This window comes from Terrabacter sp. Soil810, from assembly GCF_001429645.1.
Lineage (GTDB): Bacteria > Actinomycetota > Actinomycetes > Actinomycetales > Dermatophilaceae > Terrabacter.
Genome location: NZ_LMSW01000011.1, coordinates 75,055 through 89,996, shown reverse-complemented (window position 1 = coordinate 89,996; position 14,942 = coordinate 75,055). Strand labels below are relative to the sequence as shown.

General features: G+C 72.0%; 18 protein-coding genes. 4 read left to right on the top strand and 14 right to left on the bottom strand.

Going from position 1 to position 14,942, the window contains the following annotated elements:
- Positions 1 to 19 precede the first annotated feature (19 nt).
- From ispF to ASG96_RS06295, 4 genes are all read right to left on the bottom strand, one after another.
- Positions 20 to 505 (bottom strand): 2-C-methyl-D-erythritol 2,4-cyclodiphosphate synthase, encoded by a 486-nt coding sequence (gene ispF, locus ASG96_RS06310; protein ID WP_056752266.1) that lies wholly within the window; start codon positions 503 to 505, stop codon positions 20 to 22.
- Complete coding sequence (locus ASG96_RS06305; RefSeq protein WP_057587378.1) at positions 505 to 1,302, bottom strand: SDR family oxidoreductase; 798 nt, start codon at positions 1,300 to 1,302, stop codon at positions 505 to 507. Before ASG96_RS06305 ends, ispF begins: the two co-directional genes overlap by 1 nt.
- A 98-nt stretch (positions 1,303 to 1,400) precedes the next feature.
- Positions 1,401 to 2,072 carry a 2-C-methyl-D-erythritol 4-phosphate cytidylyltransferase gene (gene ispD, locus ASG96_RS06300; RefSeq protein ID WP_369813596.1) on the bottom strand — a complete coding sequence of 224 codons (672 nt, stop codon included), beginning with the start codon at positions 2,070 to 2,072 and terminating at the stop codon, positions 1,401 to 1,403.
- Between the two features lie 48 nt (positions 2,073 to 2,120).
- Positions 2,121 to 2,603, bottom strand: coding sequence for a CarD family transcriptional regulator (locus tag ASG96_RS06295; RefSeq protein ID WP_020145708.1), 483 nt, complete (start codon positions 2,601 to 2,603; stop codon positions 2,121 to 2,123).
- Positions 2,604 to 2,867: 264 nt separating this feature from the next.
- Between ASG96_RS06295 and ASG96_RS06290 the strand changes: the two genes are divergently transcribed.
- Positions 2,868 to 3,389, top strand: a complete 522-nt coding sequence (locus tag ASG96_RS06290; protein WP_057587370.1) for a hypothetical protein — start codon at positions 2,868 to 2,870, stop codon at positions 3,387 to 3,389.
- 120 nt (positions 3,390 to 3,509) lie between these two features.
- On the opposite strand, the gene ASG96_RS06285 is transcribed toward ASG96_RS06290, so the two are convergent.
- Positions 3,510 to 4,193 (bottom strand): response regulator transcription factor, encoded by a 684-nt coding sequence (locus ASG96_RS06285; protein WP_020145710.1) that lies wholly within the window; start codon positions 4,191 to 4,193, stop codon positions 3,510 to 3,512.
- Entirely contained in the window at positions 4,190 to 5,551 is a 1,362-nt protein-coding gene (locus tag ASG96_RS06280; RefSeq protein ID WP_235509085.1) for a cell wall metabolism sensor histidine kinase WalK, read from the bottom strand. The genes ASG96_RS06285 and ASG96_RS06280 overlap by 4 nt, the downstream gene beginning before the upstream one ends.
- 291 nt (positions 5,552 to 5,842) lie before the next feature.
- Between ASG96_RS06280 and phoU the strand changes: the two genes are divergently transcribed.
- The gene (phoU, locus tag ASG96_RS06275) at positions 5,843 to 6,553 is read left to right on the top strand and encodes a phosphate signaling complex protein PhoU (protein WP_056752254.1); all 711 of its coding nucleotides are present in this window, start codon (positions 5,843 to 5,845) and stop codon (positions 6,551 to 6,553) included.
- An 80-nt stretch (positions 6,554 to 6,633) separates the two neighbouring features.
- On the opposite strand, the gene ASG96_RS06270 is transcribed toward phoU, so the two are convergent.
- The 3 genes from ASG96_RS06270 to mshA are packed head-to-tail and all read right to left on the bottom strand — an operon-like array spanning position 6,634 to position 9,302.
- A complete protein-coding gene (locus ASG96_RS06270) occupies positions 6,634 to 7,377 on the bottom strand; it encodes a phosphoglyceromutase (protein ID WP_200958532.1) in 744 nt (247 codons plus the stop codon).
- Between the two features lie 24 nt (positions 7,378 to 7,401).
- On the bottom strand, positions 7,402 to 7,956 hold the full coding sequence (locus tag ASG96_RS06265) for a YbjN domain-containing protein (protein ID WP_057587367.1): 555 nt from the start codon (positions 7,954 to 7,956) through the stop codon (positions 7,402 to 7,404).
- Positions 7,953 to 9,302, bottom strand: coding sequence for a D-inositol-3-phosphate glycosyltransferase (gene mshA / locus ASG96_RS06260; protein ID WP_235509084.1), 1,350 nt, complete (start codon positions 9,300 to 9,302; stop codon positions 7,953 to 7,955). The genes ASG96_RS06265 and mshA overlap by 4 nt, the downstream gene beginning before the upstream one ends.
- Positions 9,303 to 9,408: 106 nt before the next feature.
- On the opposite strand from mshA, the gene ASG96_RS06255 reads away from it, so the two are divergent.
- Together ASG96_RS06255 and ASG96_RS06250 are read left to right on the top strand one after the other, a co-directional pair.
- The gene (locus ASG96_RS06255; RefSeq protein ID WP_056752244.1) at positions 9,409 to 10,209 is read left to right on the top strand and encodes a hypothetical protein; all 801 of its coding nucleotides are present in this window, start codon (positions 9,409 to 9,411) and stop codon (positions 10,207 to 10,209) included.
- Positions 10,210 to 10,370: 161 nt separating this feature from the next.
- Positions 10,371 to 11,306, top strand: a complete 936-nt coding sequence (locus ASG96_RS06250) for an MEDS domain-containing protein (protein ID WP_162262024.1) — start codon at positions 10,371 to 10,373, stop codon at positions 11,304 to 11,306.
- A gap of 110 nt (positions 11,307 to 11,416) precedes the next feature.
- On the opposite strand, the gene ASG96_RS06245 is transcribed toward ASG96_RS06250, so the two are convergent.
- From ASG96_RS06245 to ASG96_RS06225, 5 genes are all read right to left on the bottom strand, one after another.
- Positions 11,417 to 11,881, bottom strand: a complete 465-nt coding sequence (locus tag ASG96_RS06245) for a phosphomannose isomerase type II C-terminal cupin domain (protein ID WP_056752238.1) — start codon at positions 11,879 to 11,881, stop codon at positions 11,417 to 11,419.
- 75 nt (positions 11,882 to 11,956) lie between these two features.
- Positions 11,957 to 12,271 carry a DUF2516 family protein gene (locus tag ASG96_RS06240; protein WP_056752235.1) on the bottom strand — a complete coding sequence of 105 codons (315 nt, stop codon included), beginning with the start codon at positions 12,269 to 12,271 and terminating at the stop codon, positions 11,957 to 11,959.
- Positions 12,272 to 12,358: 87 nt separating this feature from the next.
- Positions 12,359 to 12,784 (bottom strand): D-aminoacyl-tRNA deacylase, encoded by a 426-nt coding sequence (gene dtd, locus ASG96_RS06235; RefSeq protein WP_056752232.1) that lies wholly within the window; start codon positions 12,782 to 12,784, stop codon positions 12,359 to 12,361.
- A 54-nt stretch (positions 12,785 to 12,838) separates the two neighbouring features.
- Positions 12,839 to 13,834: an asparaginase gene (locus tag ASG96_RS06230; RefSeq protein ID WP_057588333.1), complete on the bottom strand. Its 996-nt coding sequence runs from the start codon at positions 13,832 to 13,834 to the stop codon at positions 12,839 to 12,841.
- A gap of 100 nt (positions 13,835 to 13,934) precedes the next feature.
- Complete coding sequence (locus tag ASG96_RS06225; protein WP_057587361.1) at positions 13,935 to 14,942, bottom strand: hypothetical protein; 1,008 nt, start codon at positions 14,940 to 14,942, stop codon at positions 13,935 to 13,937.

The following is a 14,942-nucleotide window of genomic DNA, read 5'->3' as shown; positions in this document are numbered from 1 at the left end:
TCTCGGCCCTCGCGCGGCCTCAGCGAGCGACGACGAGGGCCGTCGCGACGGCGGCCACGCCCTCGCCCCGACCCGTCAGGCCGAGCCCGTCCGTCGTCGTGCCGCTCACCGAGACCGGGGCGCCGGCCGCGGCGGCGAGGGCCGCCTCGGCCTCGGCACGGCGGGCGCCGACCTTGGGCCGGTTGCCGACGACCTGGACGGCGATGTTGCCGATGTCGTAGCCGGCCTCGCGCACGAGCCGCGCGGCCTCGGCGAGAAGCGTGACCCCGGACGCTCCGGCGAGCTCGGGACGCGACGTGCCGAAGTGCGCGCCGAGGTCACCGATCCCGGCCGCCGAGAAGATCGCGTCACAGGCCGCGTGGGCGGCGACGTCGGCGTCGGAGTGCCCGTCGAGGCCGCGCTCCCCCGGCCACTGCAGTCCCGCCACCCAGAGCTCCCGGTCCGAGCCCTCCGGGGCGTACGCGTGGACGTCGACGCCCACGCCGACGCGCGGGAGGTGGGTCATCAGGCGTCCTTCCAGTCGATCGGGCCGCGGTGGATCTTGTGCGGGGCCGCCTGGGCCACCGGCTTGACCACCATCGTGTCGATGTTGACGTGCTGGGGCAGGCCCACGACGAAACCGACGCACTCCGCGACGTCGTCGGCGACGAGCGGGCGGTCGACGCCGTCGTAGACCTTGTCGGCCGCGGCCCGGTCCCCGTGCAGGCGGGTCAGGGAGAACTCCTCGGTGTGCACCATGCCGGGCCGGATGTCGACGACGCGGATGTTCTCTCCGTTGAGCTCGAGCCGGAGCGTCTCGGAGACGACGGACGTGCCGTGCTTGGCGGCGACGTAGCCGGCACCGCCCTCGTAGACGCGCTCACCGGCGATGGAGCTGATGTCGACGATGGTGGCGCGGGAGGAGCGCCGCAGGAGCGGCAGCACGGCCTGGATGACCCGGAGGGTGCCGACGACGTTCGTGGCGAACATCCGCTCCCACTCCTCGGGGTCGCCGTCCTCGACGCGGGTCACGCCCAGCGCACCGCCTGCGTTGTTGACGACGACGTCGCACCGGTCGAGGGACGCGACGCCCTGGGTCACCGACCCGGGGTCGGTGACGTCCATGACGAGCGCACGGGCGGAGCCGCCGGCGCTCTCGATGTCGGCCACGACCTCGTCGAGCTTCTCGCGACGGCGGCCGGCGACGACGACGTCGAAGCCGTCGCGCGACAGCCGCCGTGCGATGGCCGCACCGATGCCGGTGCCACCACCGGTGATGAGAGCCGTCGGTCGGGACAGGGCGGTGCTGGGGTCGGTCGTCACGCTGCCGAGGATAGGCAACTCCCGGGGTCGATGTGTTCTGCGGTCACCCGTGACCGCAGAACACATCGAACCGAGGTCGGATCGAGGTCGGATCGAGGTCAGGAGGTGGCGAGCAGGCGGGCGGCGGCCTCGAGGTCGCTCGGCGTCGTCACCTTGAGGGCCCTCGGGTCGCCCTCGACGACGAGGACCCGCTCGCCCAGCCGTTCGACGAGCCCCGCGTCGTCGGTGGCCTCGCTCGACACGGCGTGCGCACGCTCGAGCACGTCACGCCGGAAGCCCTGCGGCGTCTGCACCGCCCGCAGGGCCGAGCGCTCGGGCGTGCCGACGACGAACCCGTCGGCGTCGACCTGCTTGATCGTGTCGACGACCGCGGTGCCGGGCACGACGGCCACGGCTCCCGCCGCGACGGCGGCGACCACCCGGTCGAAGACCGCGACGGGCGTCAGGCACCGGGCGGCGTCGTGGACGAGGACGATGTCGACCTCGTCACCGAGCGCGCGCAGACCGGCTGCGACGGAGTCGCCCCGCTCGACCCCGCCCGGCACGACGGTCACCGGCGTCACGGACCCGAGCTCACGGCATACGCCATCAGCGACGGCAGCGGCCTGCTCGCGGTGGGTGTCCGGCACGACGAGGACGACCTGGACCACGGTCGCGCACGACAGGACCCCCCGCAGGGCGTGCCCCAGCAGGGGCACCCCGGCGAGGGGCACGAACGCCTTGGGCAGACCTGCCCCCAGACGCGAGCCGGAGCCGGCCGCGACGACGATGACGCCGACGCGACCGGCTCCGGTCTCGTTGTTCAGTGTGCTGTCCGATCAGGAAGCGAGGACCTCGTCAAGGATGGTCTCAGCCTTCTCCTCGTTCGTCTTCTCCGCGAGCGCGAGCTCGGAGACGAGGATCTGGCGGGCCTTGGCGAGCATGCGCTTCTCGCCGGCCGACAGACCGCGGTCCTGGTCACGACGCCACAGGTCGCGCACGACCTCGGCGACCTTGATGACGTCACCCGACGCGAGCTTCTCGAGGTTCGCCTTGTAGCGGCGCGACCAGTTGGTCGGCTCCTCGGTGTGCGGCGTGCGGAGCACCTCGAAAACGCGGTCGAGGCCTTCCTTGCCGACGACGTCGCGGACACCCACGAGGTCGCAGTTCTCGGCGGGGACCTCGATCGTCAGGTCACCTTGGGCGACCTTGAGCTTGAGGTAGAGCTTGTCCTCTCCCTTGATCGTGCGTGTGTTGATCTCTTCGATGAGTGCAGCCCCGTGGTGGGGGTACACGACCGTCTCGCCGACCTTGAAAACCATCTGCTGTTTTCCCCTTTCGCGACCTCCAGATTATCACGAAGCTGTGCACATCGCGATCTCAGGATTTGGCATCAGTGCAGGTCAGAGCCACAGTGGGGGCGCGGCACGCGGTAATTGACGTCTTGACAGAAGGCCGCTCGGCGTGCTTCGCGGGGGCCTTCCGGCCCCGTGTCGTCGCCTTCGCGGCGCCCGTCCGTCGGCTCGCCGGCGCCGAGTCGGCGGGTGCACGGGTCCGCGGGGTCACGCGCCGGTAGGCTGTCGCCCGTGAAGCGTCGATACCCCGCCCTGACCCCCGCGCGTCGCCCGTCCACCCGCCGGGTGTCGACCGTGCTCGCCGGTGTCGTCCTCGCCGTCGTGACGACCGGCTGCCAGGTCAACTCGCCCGTCCAGACCGACACCCCCTACGTGCCGGCCGATGGTGTGCCGGCCAACGTGGGCCAGCTCGCCGTGCGCGACCTCCTGCTCGTCGGTGACGGCAACGGCACCGTGGTCATCTCCGGCTCGGCCATCAACCTCGGCGAGCAGGACATGACCGTCCAGATCGCCGCCCAGGCCGACCCCAACGCCACCAGCGCCCCGACCGGCTCCGAGGTGCGGCTCGGCCCGCGCGAGCAGGTCAACCTCTCCACCAAGGGCCTGCAGCTGACCGACGTCAAGACCAAGCCCGGCGGCCTCGCCCCGGTCACCATCACCTCCGACACCGGTGGCACCACCGTCGTCAAGGTGCCGGTGCTGACGGCGAGCGGCTACTACGCCACGGTGACGCCGGCCCCGACCGGCAGCTGACGCTCCCCGTCGAGAGGCCACGTCCGGCCCACCCACGTAGTCGAAAGGCCACTCCCCGCGGCGAGGAGTGGCCTTTCGACTACGTGGGTGCGGCCACTCGTGGCCGCTCGACGGTGGGGGTCAGCCGGCCTCGAACTTGTAGCCCAGCCCGCGCACCGTGACGATGTGCACCGGGTTGGCCGGGTCGGGCTCGATCTTGGCGCGCAGGCGCTTGACGTGGACGTCGAGCGTCTTCGTGTCGCCGACGTAGTCGCTGCCCCACACACGGTCGATGAGCTGCATGCGCGTCAGCACGCGACCGGAGTTGCGCAGCAGCATCTCGAGCAGCTCGAACTCTTTGAGCGGCAAGGACGCCGACCGGCCCTGGACGCTGACCGTGTGGCGCTCGACGTCCATGCGCACCGGACCCGACTCGAGCGTCGAGGGCAGCAGGTCCTCGGGCTCGGCGAGCCGGCGGAGCACGGCCTTGACGCGCGCGAGCAGCTCACGGCTGGAGTAGGGCTTCGTGACGTAGTCGTCGGCACCGATCTCGAGACCCACGACCTTGTCGATCTCGCTGTCCTTGGCGGTCAGCATGATGACCGGCACCGAGGAGCGCTGGCGCAGCGCCCGGCACACGTCGACGCCCGACAGGCCGGGCAGCATGAGGTCGAGCAGGACGAGGTCGGCGCCGTTCTTGTCGAACTCGGCCAGGCCGTCGGGCCCGGTCTCGGCCACGGCGACGTCGTAGCCCTCCTTCTTCAGCAGGTAGGACAGCGGGTCGGAGAACGACACCTCGTCCTCGACGATGAGAATGCGACTCAAGACAGGCCTCTCGGGGTCGGGCAGCGTGGGAACTGGGTGAGCTGCTCGGGCGGTGGGGACGTGGCTAGGCGTTGACGGACGGGGTCGGGCCGGCGCGGCGGTGCGGCACCCGGCGGGTCCGGTGCACCCGGCGTGGCCGAAGCGTCCGGCTCGGCCGGCGTGGCCGCCGCAGCCGCCGCGTCGGGCGGGAGGGCGGCATACGTCGTCGGTCGAGAGGGCGCGATCGCGGCGGAGGCGTTCGCGGCGGGCAGCTCGATGGTGAACGTCGACCCGCGGCCGGGCTCGGACCACACCGACACGTTGCCGCCGTGGTTGTCGGCGACGTGCTTGACGATGGCCAGGCCGAGCCCGGTGCCGCCGGTGGCACGCGACCGGGCCGTGTCGACGCGGTAGAAGCGCTCGAAGATGCGCTGCTGCTCGTCGGGGGCGATGCCGAGGCCCTGGTCGGTGACGGAGACGTCGATGACACCCGCACGACCTCGACGCACCATGACCCCGACCCGGGTGCCCGTGTCGGAGTAGGCGATGGCGTTGCCGACGAGGTTGCTGATCGCGGTGGTCACGAGCTCGGCGTCCCCCCAGACCTCGCAGCCCTCGTCGATGGCCGTGACGAGCTCGATGCGGTGCTCCTCGGCTATGAGGCGACTGCGGTCGGCGGCATCTCCGGCGCACGCCCCGACGTCGATGAGGGTCGGGTCCTTGATGACGTCGGCGCCCTGCAGGCGGGACAGCTCGACGATCTCCTTGACCAGCCGGGTCAGCCGGTCCGACTCGACGCTGATCCGCTTGGCGAAGCGCGCCACGGCCTCGGGGTCGTCGTGCGCGTCGAGGACGGCCTCGGCGAGCAGCGAGATGCCGCCGACCGGGGTCTTGAGCTCGTGGCTGACGTTCGCGAGGAAGTCGCGACGGATCTCCTCGACGCGCGCCGCCTTGGAGCGGTCCTCGACGAGGAGGAGGACATGGTCGGCGCCGAGCGGTGCCACGCGGGCCGCGACGACGAGCCGGCCGTCCCCGATGCCCTTCTGCAGGGCCAGCTCGGCCTCGCGGATGACGCCGTCGCGGCGCACCGCGCGGGCGAGGTGGAGCAGCTCCGGGTGGACGAGCTCCTGGCCGCGCACGAGGCCCTGGGCCACCGCGGCAGGGCTGTTGTTGACGACCCGGTCGGACGAGTCGACGAGGATGCCGCTCGAGCGCAGCACCGCGATCACCTCACCGACACCGGGGGGCAGCGGCGGGTCGGGTGGCGGGGGCATCTCGGCGGCGGTCGAGCGGTCCGACAGGCGCACGGCGACCATCGCCAGGCCGCCAAGGGCGAGGCCGGCGATTCCACCGAGCGTTGCCGCGGTCGTCGGGTCCACGACACTCAGCGTACGCATCACCGCGGGAGGGTCGGACCACGCGCGACACGCTCGTGCTGAGCGCGAACCCACTGTTCACCTTGGCGTCCCCACCCATTCACGAAGCCCTGCCAACCTCTGCACCAGCGGGGGACGTGCCACCCCGTTCGTATGCCGTCCCGCGCGTCGCGAGTGGCAGGCTGGTTCCCGAGGTGGCGCCCGCCGCAGCACGACCCACCGCTGGCACGACCACGCACGACCACGCACGACGACACGCACGACCACGCACGACCGGCAACTGACAGGAAGACCATGCGCGACCAGTTCCACGAGGACCTCGACACGATCTCGGACCAGCTCGTCGAAATGACGCGCCTCGCGGGGTCGGCCATCTCCCGGGCCACGACCGCACTGCTCGACGCCGACGTCCACCTCGCCGAGTCGGTCATCGAGGCAGACCGCAAGCTCGACGACATCCGCGTCGAGCTCGACGAGCTGTCGATCGACCTCCTCGCCCGCCAGCAGCCGGTGGCCACCGACCTGCGCATCGTCGTGACGGCGATGCACATGAGCTCCGACCTCGAGCGGATGGGCGACCTCGCCCGTCACGTCGCCAAGGTGGCCCGCCTGCGCACGCCCGACTCGGCAGTGCCACCGGAGCTGCGCTCGCACATCCTGCAGATGGGCCAGGTCGCCGAGTCGATCGTCGCCAAGTGCGGGTCGATCATCGCGAGCAAGGACGTCGCTGCGGCCATCGCCCTCGAGAAGGACGACGACGCGATGGACGACCTCCACCGCGAGCTCTTCGCCGCCCTGCTCGACGAGAACACGTCGTGGTCGCGCAGCGCGATCCTCGACCTGACGCTCGTCGGCCGCTACTACGAGCGCTTCGCCGACCACGCGGTGTCGGTGGCACGCCGCGTCATCTACCTCGTCACCGGTGAGTACGACTCCGAGGTGAGCTACGACCACGAGGACGCCGAGGACGCCGACGTGCTCGAGGCCATCGAGCACGACTCCTGACCCTCACCTTCTGCAACCTCGAAAAGGCCACGAACCGGGCTCCGGTTCGTGGCCTTTCGACGGTTCGACGGTCGGGGCCGTCAGCGGCCCTGGTTGGCGACGGCCTCGGCGGCGGCGCGGGCGGCCTCGGGGTCGAGGTAGCGCCCACCCCGGGTCACGGGGCGGAACGACTCGTCGAGCTCGTAGACGAGCGGCATGCCGGTGGGGATGTTGAGGCCGGCGATGTCGTCGTCAGAGATGCCGTCGAGGGTCTTGACGAGGGCCCGCAGCGAGTTGCCGTGCGCGGCGACCATGACGGTCAGGCCGTCGGCGAGGTCGTTCTGGATCTCGCTCTCCCAGTAGGGCATCAGCCGTGTCACGACGTCCTTGAGGCACTCCGTGGCGGGCATGGCCGCGCCGAGGCCGGCGTATCGGGCGTCTCCGTGCTGCGAGAACTCGTCGTCCTCGGCGATGGGCGGCGGCGGCACGTCGTAGGAGCGGCGCCACTCCATGAACCTCTCCTCGCCGAACTCCTCGAGGGTCTGCTTCTTGTTCTTGCCCTGGAGCGCGCCGTAGTGACGTTCGTTGAGGCGCCAGTCGCGCTTGACGGGGATCCAGTGGCGGTCCGCCGCGTCGAGCGAGAGGTTCGCGGTCGTGATGGCACGGCGCAGCAGCGAGGTGTGCACGATGTCCGGCAGGATGCCGGCGTCCTTGAGCTGCTCGCCGGCGCGCACGCCCTCGGCGCGGCCCTGGTCGGTGAGGTCGACGTCGACCCAGCCGGTGAAGAGGTTCTTGGCGTTCCAGTCGCTTTCGCCGTGACGGACGAGGACGAGCGTGTAGGTCATGCGGGCCAGCCTAGCGACGGCCGATCAGGGCTCCGACCTGTCGTCCAGCAGGTGACGGAAGGCGTCGAGGTTGCGGGTGGACTCCCCTCGCGAGACCCGCCAGGCCCACTCCTTGCGCATCGAGCCGAGGAAGCCGAGCGCGAGCAGCTCGTTGAAGACGTCGTCGCTCGCGGACAGGACGATCCCGAAGAGCTGGTCCAGGTGCTCGGGCTCGACCGCGACGGTCGGCACCTCACCGCGGAGGTAGACGTCGCCGTCGGTGTCGACGGCGTAGGCGACGCCCTGCAGCCGCAGGTTCTTGCGCAGCAGCGTGCGGTAGAACGCCTCGTGGTTCTCGTCCGGGTTGCGGATGACGAAGGCGCTGACGCTCGTCGTCCGGTCGCGCACGAGGACCGACACGACGGTCTTGAGCTTCTTCTCCCCGGGCAGGGTGACGACGTACTCCCCCGGGCGTCCGCCGAGCTCCCAGTCGAGACCGACCGAGCCGAGGTATGCCGTGAGGCGGGCCTCCGCGGCCGCGGCCGGGTTGTCGTCTGCGGGGTCGTCGTCTGCGGGGTTGTCGGTGGGCTCGGCGCTCACGGGATCACCGCCGTCGGGACGCCGACGAGACTCTGACCCTCGTCGATGGGCGACTCGTTGCCGCCATCGGCCCGCTCGCGGATCGCCTGCCGGTAGACCTCGAGGAGCCGGTCGGTGGTCGCGCCCCAGCCGAACTGGGCGGCGTGTGCGACCGCTGCGGAGCCCAGCGCGAGGCGGCGGTCGTCGTCGCGCAGCAGGGACTCGACGGCGTCGGTCCAGTCGGGGGTCGCGTGGCCGTCGACCAGGAAACCCGCGTCACCAACGGCGGTCGGGAGTCCGCCGACGTGGGCGGCGACGACCGGGGTCCCACAGGCCTGGGCCTCGATGGCCACGAGGCCGAAGGACTCGGAGTGGCTCGGGACGAGGACGAGGTCGGCGGCGCGGTACCACTGCGCGAGCACCTGACGGTCGACGGGTGGCACGAAGCGGACGACGTCGTCGATGCCGAGGGTGCGGGCGAGCTCCTCGAGCTCGTGCGGCCGGGTGAGGCCGCTTCCACTGGGTCCGCCGAGCACGGCGACGGTGAGGCGCCTGCGGCGTGACGGGTCCCGGTGCAGCAGCTCGCCCGCGACGCGGAGCAGCACGTCGGGCGCCTTGAGCGGCTGGATGCGCCCGACGAAGAGGAGCAGCTCACCCTCGACCGGCAGGCCGAGGGCCCGGCGCGCCGCACCCCGGTCGCCGGGGGTGAAGGTCGACAGGTCGACCCCGGGTGGGACGACGGACACCTTGGCCGGCGGGGCCGCATAGAGCTCGATGAGCTCACGGGCCTCGTCGTCGGTGTTGGCGATGAGGCGGTCGGCCGCCTCGACGACCTGGACCTCACCGATCTCGCGGCCGCGCGGCTCGGGTGGGTCGCCCTCGGCAAGGTGGAGGTTCTTGACGCGCGCCATGGTGTGCATCGTGTGCACGAGCGCGACCCGCCAGCGGTCGGCGGCGAGCCAGCCGACCTGGCCCGAGAGCCAGTAGTGCGAGTGGACGAGGTCGTAGTGGTCCTCGGGGACCGAGAGCCCGGCCTGCATGATGCCGGCGGAGAAGGCGCACAGCTGGCCCGGCAGGTCCTCCTTGGCGAGACCCTCGTAGGGACCGGCGGTCACGTGCCGCACCCGGACGCCCGGCACGAGGTCGGCCTCGACCGGCGTCGCGCCGGTGGTGCGTCGGGTGAAGATGTCGACCTCGATGCCCCTCGCGGCGAGCTCCTTCGCGGTCTCGGCGACGTAGACGTTGAGACCTCCGGCGTCGCCGGTGCCCGGCTGCTCCAGGGGCGAGGTGTGGACGCTGATCATCGCCACACGTCTCGGATCGGCCGCCATCGGCATCCCTTCGTCCTGCTCGCTGCTCGTCGACATGCTCTTCCTCGACTCAACCACACGCACGATTCGATGTATTCCGCGGTCGCCCGTGACCGGGGAACACATCGAACCGCGGTCGTGCGGCGCTGACTAGGCTGCGGAGGTGCCTCCACGTCAACGCCCCGTCGGCACGGTGACGCGCGGGACGACGAACCCGAACCGGCTGCGGCGCTGCGACCGGTGGATCGCCGGACCGCAGGCGTGGCGACTGCGACGGAGCCCGACGCCCCCGGTCGTGGTCGACCTCGGCTACGGCGCCTCCCCCATCACCGCGGTCGAGCTGCACGACCGACTGCAGCGCGTGCGGGCGGACGTCCGGGTCGTCGGCATCGAGATCGAGCCCGCCCGGGTCGCCGCGGCGAAGCCGCTCGAGCGTGACGGGCTGTCCTTCCGCGTCGGAGGCTTCGAGGTGCCCCTCGACGACGGCGCCCGCCCCACCGTCGTGCGTGCCTTCAACGTGCTGCGGCAGTACGCCGAGGACGAGGTGCCGGCCGCCTGGGCCTTGGTCCGGGAACGTCTCGCCCCGGACGGGCTGCTCGTGGACGGGACGTGCGACGAGATCGGGCGCCGTGCGTCGTGGGTCGCGGTCGACGCGACCGGTCCCGTCAGCCTGACCATCTCGGTGCGGATGGGCGGCCTCGACCGTCCCTCCGACGTCGCCGAGCGCCTGCCCAAGTCGCTCATCCACCGCAACGTGCCGGGCGAACCGGTCCATGCGTTCCTCGCCGACCTCGACCGCGCCTGGGCCCGCAGCGCCCCCCAGTCCTCCTGGGGTGCGCGCCAGCGCTTCCTCGCCGCCGTGGCCGAGGTACGCGAGAGGTGGCCGTTGCTCGACGGTCCCGCACGCTGGCGGCTCGGCGAGCTCACCGTCGACTGGGCGGCGGTGGCGCCGCTCCCCCGCTGAGCTGCCCATCCCGATCAGCCGCTCAGGTTTGGGCCGCCTTGTCCCGCTCTGTTCCCCCACTCGGCACTCACAGGTAGCGCCGCCGTCGACGAGCTCGACGGCGGCGTAGCATCGGCACCATGTCGCACGGCGGCACGGCCGCGTGGGGGCGAGGCCATGCGGTGAGTTTCTACACGCTCGACAGTGAGGGTTTCGGCGCCGTCGCGCGATTCGTCGCGGACGGGTGGGACCAGGACGAGTGTGTCGTCGTCGTGGCCACGGCAGCCCACCGGGCCGCCGTGGAGGCGCTCCTGCTCGAGCTCGGGCACGACCCCGCCGCGCGAGTGGCGGCCGGACGCTACCTGACCCTCGACGCCGAGCAGACCCTGTCCGAGCTCTTCGTCGACGGCCACCTGGACCCCGACCTGTTCATGCGGCGGGTCGGCGAGGTCGTCAGCGAGGCCTCCGGCGCCGGCCGCCCGATCCGGGGGTTCGGCGAGATGGTCGCCGTGCTCTGGCAGCGCGGGCAGATCGAGGAGGCCATCGACCTCGAGCTGCTCTGGAACGAGCTGCTGCGCGAGTACGACTTCTCGCTGCTCTGCGCCTACCCCACGGGCGCCTTCGACCACGCCGAGCTCGTCGACGTGCGGCGGGTGTGCGACCTGCACACCGACCTGATGCCGGTGGGCGCAGCGACCTCGACCGACGGGGCCCGGCTGGCTGCCGGCCACGCCTGCTCCCGGGTCTACCTGCCGACGGCCGAGTCGGTGCCCGCGGCGCGGCACTTCGTCGTCGACGTGCTGCGGGCGTGGGACCACGACACGCTCACGACCGATGCCGCCCTCATCGTCTCCGAGCTCGCGACCAACGCCCTGACCCACGCCGCCTCCCCGTTCCGTGTCGTCGTCGACCGGCGTCGGGGCGGTCTGCGCATCGGCGTCGAGGACGCGGCCGTCACCCCGCTCAGGCGGCGACCGGCCGCGGTGGACGACGTCAGCGGGCGCGGCGTCGACATCGTCGCGGCCCTGTCGGAGCGGTGGGGCTACAGCCCGGTCCCCGGCGGCAAGGTGGTGTGGGCGGAGCTGACGCTCGACCCGGGCCGGTCACGCGCCGGCTGAGTCAGCCGGCGCCTTGCCCGCCGGTGCCGACCAGCCCCGGGACGCACGTATGCCGCCCGGCGGGCCCGGCGGCATACGTGCTTTCGTGCGTGGTCGTGGTGCGTCCGCGCTCAGCGGACGTAGTCGTCCTCGAGGCGCTCGATGTCGGACTCGTCGAAGTGGCCGAAGCCGACCTCGAGGAGACGACCCGGGTGCTCCCCGGAGTTGCCCATGCGGTGGATCGAGTTGCGCGGGACCCAGACCGTCTCGCCAGGCTGGGCGCTCCAGGTGCGGTCACCCACCGTGACGTCGATCGGCACGTCGAGGATCTGCCACATCTCACCGCGGTGGTCGTGACGCTGGAGGGAGAGCCGGTGGCCGGGCTGCACCGTGATGATCTTGACGGTGACCTGCTCGTTGGAGACGAACTGCTGGAACTCGCCCCACGGCCGCTCGGCGACGAAGATGTCCTCGGTCGGGTTGCGGTTGCCCAGGTCGTACTCGTCCGCGGTGTGACGCGGAGACGAGAAGTTCTGGTGCTGGTGGGCGTCGAGCTCGTGGTCGACGACGGCAGCAGCAGGCTGCTGGTCGGACATGGTTCTCCTATCGGTTGTGAGTGCACCAGTGTGCCGTACGCGGCGCGCCCGGTGTCCCGGGCGGACGCGTGAGGGTCACCACCCGGTGTTGGAGCGGCCTCCGAGACCCCTGACCTGGCGCAGCGCCGGACGCACGTCGGCGAGGTAGACCGCGGCCCCGAGGAACGCGGCCAGACCCAGCAGGCCGATCGGGTTGAAGACCGAGACGGACCCGAGGACCAGGGCCACGCCCGTGATCACGAGCCAGAAGCGCTTGGTGCGCTTGCTCGCGGCGACGTAGGCGTTCTCCGGGTGGCGCAGGGCGTCGACGAAGGCGAAGATCTCGCAACCCAGGGCCACCACTCCGATGACGAGGGTGACGAGGCTCTGGTAACCGGCATAGAGCTGCATGGGTGCAGCGTAACCCGGCGACGTGGGCCCGACCTCTCCCAGCCGGCTCCCAGACTTCTGCCGTCGGGCCGGCCGCGAACGTCCTGGTCAGACGTCCACGACGAGCGTGAAGGGACCGTCGTTGACCAGCGACACCTGCATCATGGCGCCGAAACGGCCCTGCTCGACCTCGATCCCCCGAGCGCGCAGCGCGGCCACGAGGTCGGCGACGATCGGCTCCGCCACCGGCCCCGGTGCGGCCGCACTCCACGACGGGCGGCGGCCCTTGCGGGTGTCGGCGTGGAGCGTGAACTGGCTGACGACGAGGACGGGGGCCCCGGCATCGGTGAGGCTCTCCTCGTCGCGCAGGATCCGCAGCTCGGCGATCTTGCGGGCCATCCGCTCGACCTGCTCGGGACCGTCGTCGTGGGTGACGCCGACGAGCGCCAGCAGTCCGGGGCGGTCGATGGCGCCCACGACCTCGCCGTCCACCTCGACCCTCGCGCTCGTGACGCGCTGGAGCACCGCCCTCACGTCGACCTCACCGTCGTCCCGGCCGCGTCGGCCACCTCGGCCACCTCGGCCGGCTCAGACGCCGACGGCGACGACGGACCCCACGGGCTGGCCGTGGCCGAGCACGGGCTGGTGCTCGAGCACCGCGAGGACGTCCTCGCTGCCGACGCCGATGCGCCGCAGCACGGCGGCCAGCAGGACGCTGCGGGCGCGCGACGTGCCGTCGGCGACCTTGACCGCGATGCCGCGGCCGTCGGGCAGACCCACCGCGTAGACGGCCTCGGCGCCGTCCTTGGCGACGAGGCCGTCGACACCCCGGATCAGGGCGGTGACGTCGCGGTGCGTGCCGCCGAGGTACTCCGGGAAGTCCCGGATGGCCCTGGTGATCTTGGCCTCCGGCCCCTCGGTCGCCGCTGCGAGACGGCCGAACGAGCGGGCGAGGGCGCGCAGGGGCACCGCGTGGATCGGCGCACCGCAGCCGTCGACGGCGACGGCGCTCGGCTCGGCGCCCGTGAGCTCGCGGACGGTCTCGGCCACGGCCACCTGGAGCGGGTGCGCGGGGTCGCGGTAGGTCGCGAGGTCCCACCCGTTGACGACACACGTCGCGAGCATCGAGGCGTGCTTGCCCGAGCAGTTCTGCGCGATCGACTGCCGCGGTCGCCCGCTCGCGATCCACCCGATGCGGGCGGACTCGTCGTAGGGGTAGTCGGGGGTGTTCTGGAGGTCGGCCTCGGTCAGGCCGGCGCCGGCGAGGATCTCGCGCGCACCCTCGACGTGGAAGTCCTCGCCCGAGTGGCTGGCACACGCGAGCGACAGCAGGTGGCCGTCGGTCGCGAGGCCGCTGCGCACCATCGCGAGCGCCTGGAGGGGCTTGCTCGAGCTGCGGGGGAAGACTGCGCCGCTCGAGTCGCCGATCTCCAGCTCGACCGAGCCGTCGGGAGCCGTGACGACGGCCGTCCCGTGGTGCACCGACTCGACGAACCCGTCCCGCACGACGTGCGCGACGATCGGGGCGTCGGCGAGCGCCGCGCTGACGGAGTTGGTGGACGGCGGGGCAAGGTGAACGGACACGTCCCGCAGTATGCCGGAGCGACGCAGCAGGGCCGCCACCCCGGTGGGGGTGGCGGCCCTGTCGTACGGACGGGCGCCCGGGGGGCGCCGGCTCGACGAGTCAGTCCGTCGAGGTGCCGGTCGTGCTCGTGGCCGTCGAGGCCTTCTTGGCGGTCTTCTTGGCCGGCGTGGCCTTCTTCGTCGCGGTCTTGGCCGCGCCCGTGGTCGCGGCCGCCGTCTTGGTGGCCGTCTTCCTGGCCGCCTTCTTGGCCGGCGCGACCTTGCGGGCCACCGTGGCCTGCGGGTCGTCGGTCGTGGCAGAGCTGCGAGCGGCGACCTTGCGGGTCGTCGTGGCCTCGACCTCGTTGGCCTTGCGCGTGGCCGCGGCCTTCTGGGCCGCCGACTTGCGGATCGCCGTCTGGTGGGCGGCGGTGCGCTTGGCCGGGACCGGTGCGGCGGCCGACTCGACGGCCTCGACCGAGGAGGAGACCTGCGAGCCGAGCGTGGAGGCGTCCTTGACGACGACACCCTTGAGGCTCTTGGCGACCTTCTCGCCCTCGCTCACAGCAGCACCGGCGACGCGACGACCACGGGTCACCGTGGCGGTGCCGCGCTCGGCGAGGTCGTAGGCCGTGCGCTCACCGTGGGCGCGGAGGTCGGTCACGACCTTCTCGCCACGGGCCGCGGCGGCGTCGTACTGGTCCTTGGCGTTGCTCGCGATGACGAGACCCTCGTTGAGGACGCGGGCCGGGAGGTCCTGGGCCCGGGTGACGAAGCGCTCGGCATACGTCGTCGCCAGCTTCTGCAGCTCGGTCGTGCGGCCCTGGAGGTCGACGATGCGCTTCTGGAGGTCCTTCTGCATCTGGTCGGCCTCCTTCTTGGCGCCCTTGCGCAGGTCGACACCCTTGGCCTGCTTGCGCGCGACCTCGAGCTGCTCGCCGGCCGTGCGGACCGTGTCGATCGCGATGTTGGCGGCGCCGACGACGGCGTAGAACGGCGTCGGGTCGACCTGGACATCGGGCATACGGTCCTCGACCTGGACCAGCTGGCCGCGCACGTCGGCGACGGCGGCCTCGGCCTGCTTCTGGGCGTCCTTGACAGCCTTGGTGATCTTCTTGCTGAGTGCCAT

Excerpts from the sequence above, each read along its gene's own strand:
- ASG96_RS06295 (WP_020145708.1), bottom strand. The coding sequence starts at position 2,603 with ATGGTTTTCAAGGTCGGCGAGACGGTCGTGTACCCCCACCACGGGGCT.
- ASG96_RS06240 (WP_056752235.1), bottom strand. The coding sequence starts at position 12,271 with ATGCAGCTCTATGCCGGTTACCAGAGCCTCGTCACCCTCGTCATCGGA.
- ASG96_RS06245 (WP_056752238.1), bottom strand. The coding sequence starts at position 11,881 with ATGTCCGACCAGCAGCCTGCTGCTGCCGTCGTCGACCACGAGCTCGAC.
- ASG96_RS06225 (WP_057587361.1), bottom strand. The coding sequence starts at position 14,942 with ATGGCACTCAGCAAGAAGATCACCAAGGCTGTCAAGGACGCCCAGAAG.
- ASG96_RS06270 (WP_200958532.1), bottom strand. The coding sequence starts at position 7,377 with ATGACCTACACGCTCGTCCTCGTCCGTCACGGCGAAAGCGACTGGAAC.
- phoU (WP_056752254.1), top strand. The coding sequence starts at position 5,843 with ATGCGCGACCAGTTCCACGAGGACCTCGACACGATCTCGGACCAGCTC.
- mshA (WP_235509084.1), bottom strand. The coding sequence starts at position 9,302 with ATGTCGACGAGCAGCGAGCAGGACGAAGGGATGCCGATGGCGGCCGAT.
- ispF (WP_056752266.1), bottom strand. The coding sequence starts at position 505 with ATGACCCACCTCCCGCGCGTCGGCGTGGGCGTCGACGTCCACGCGTAC.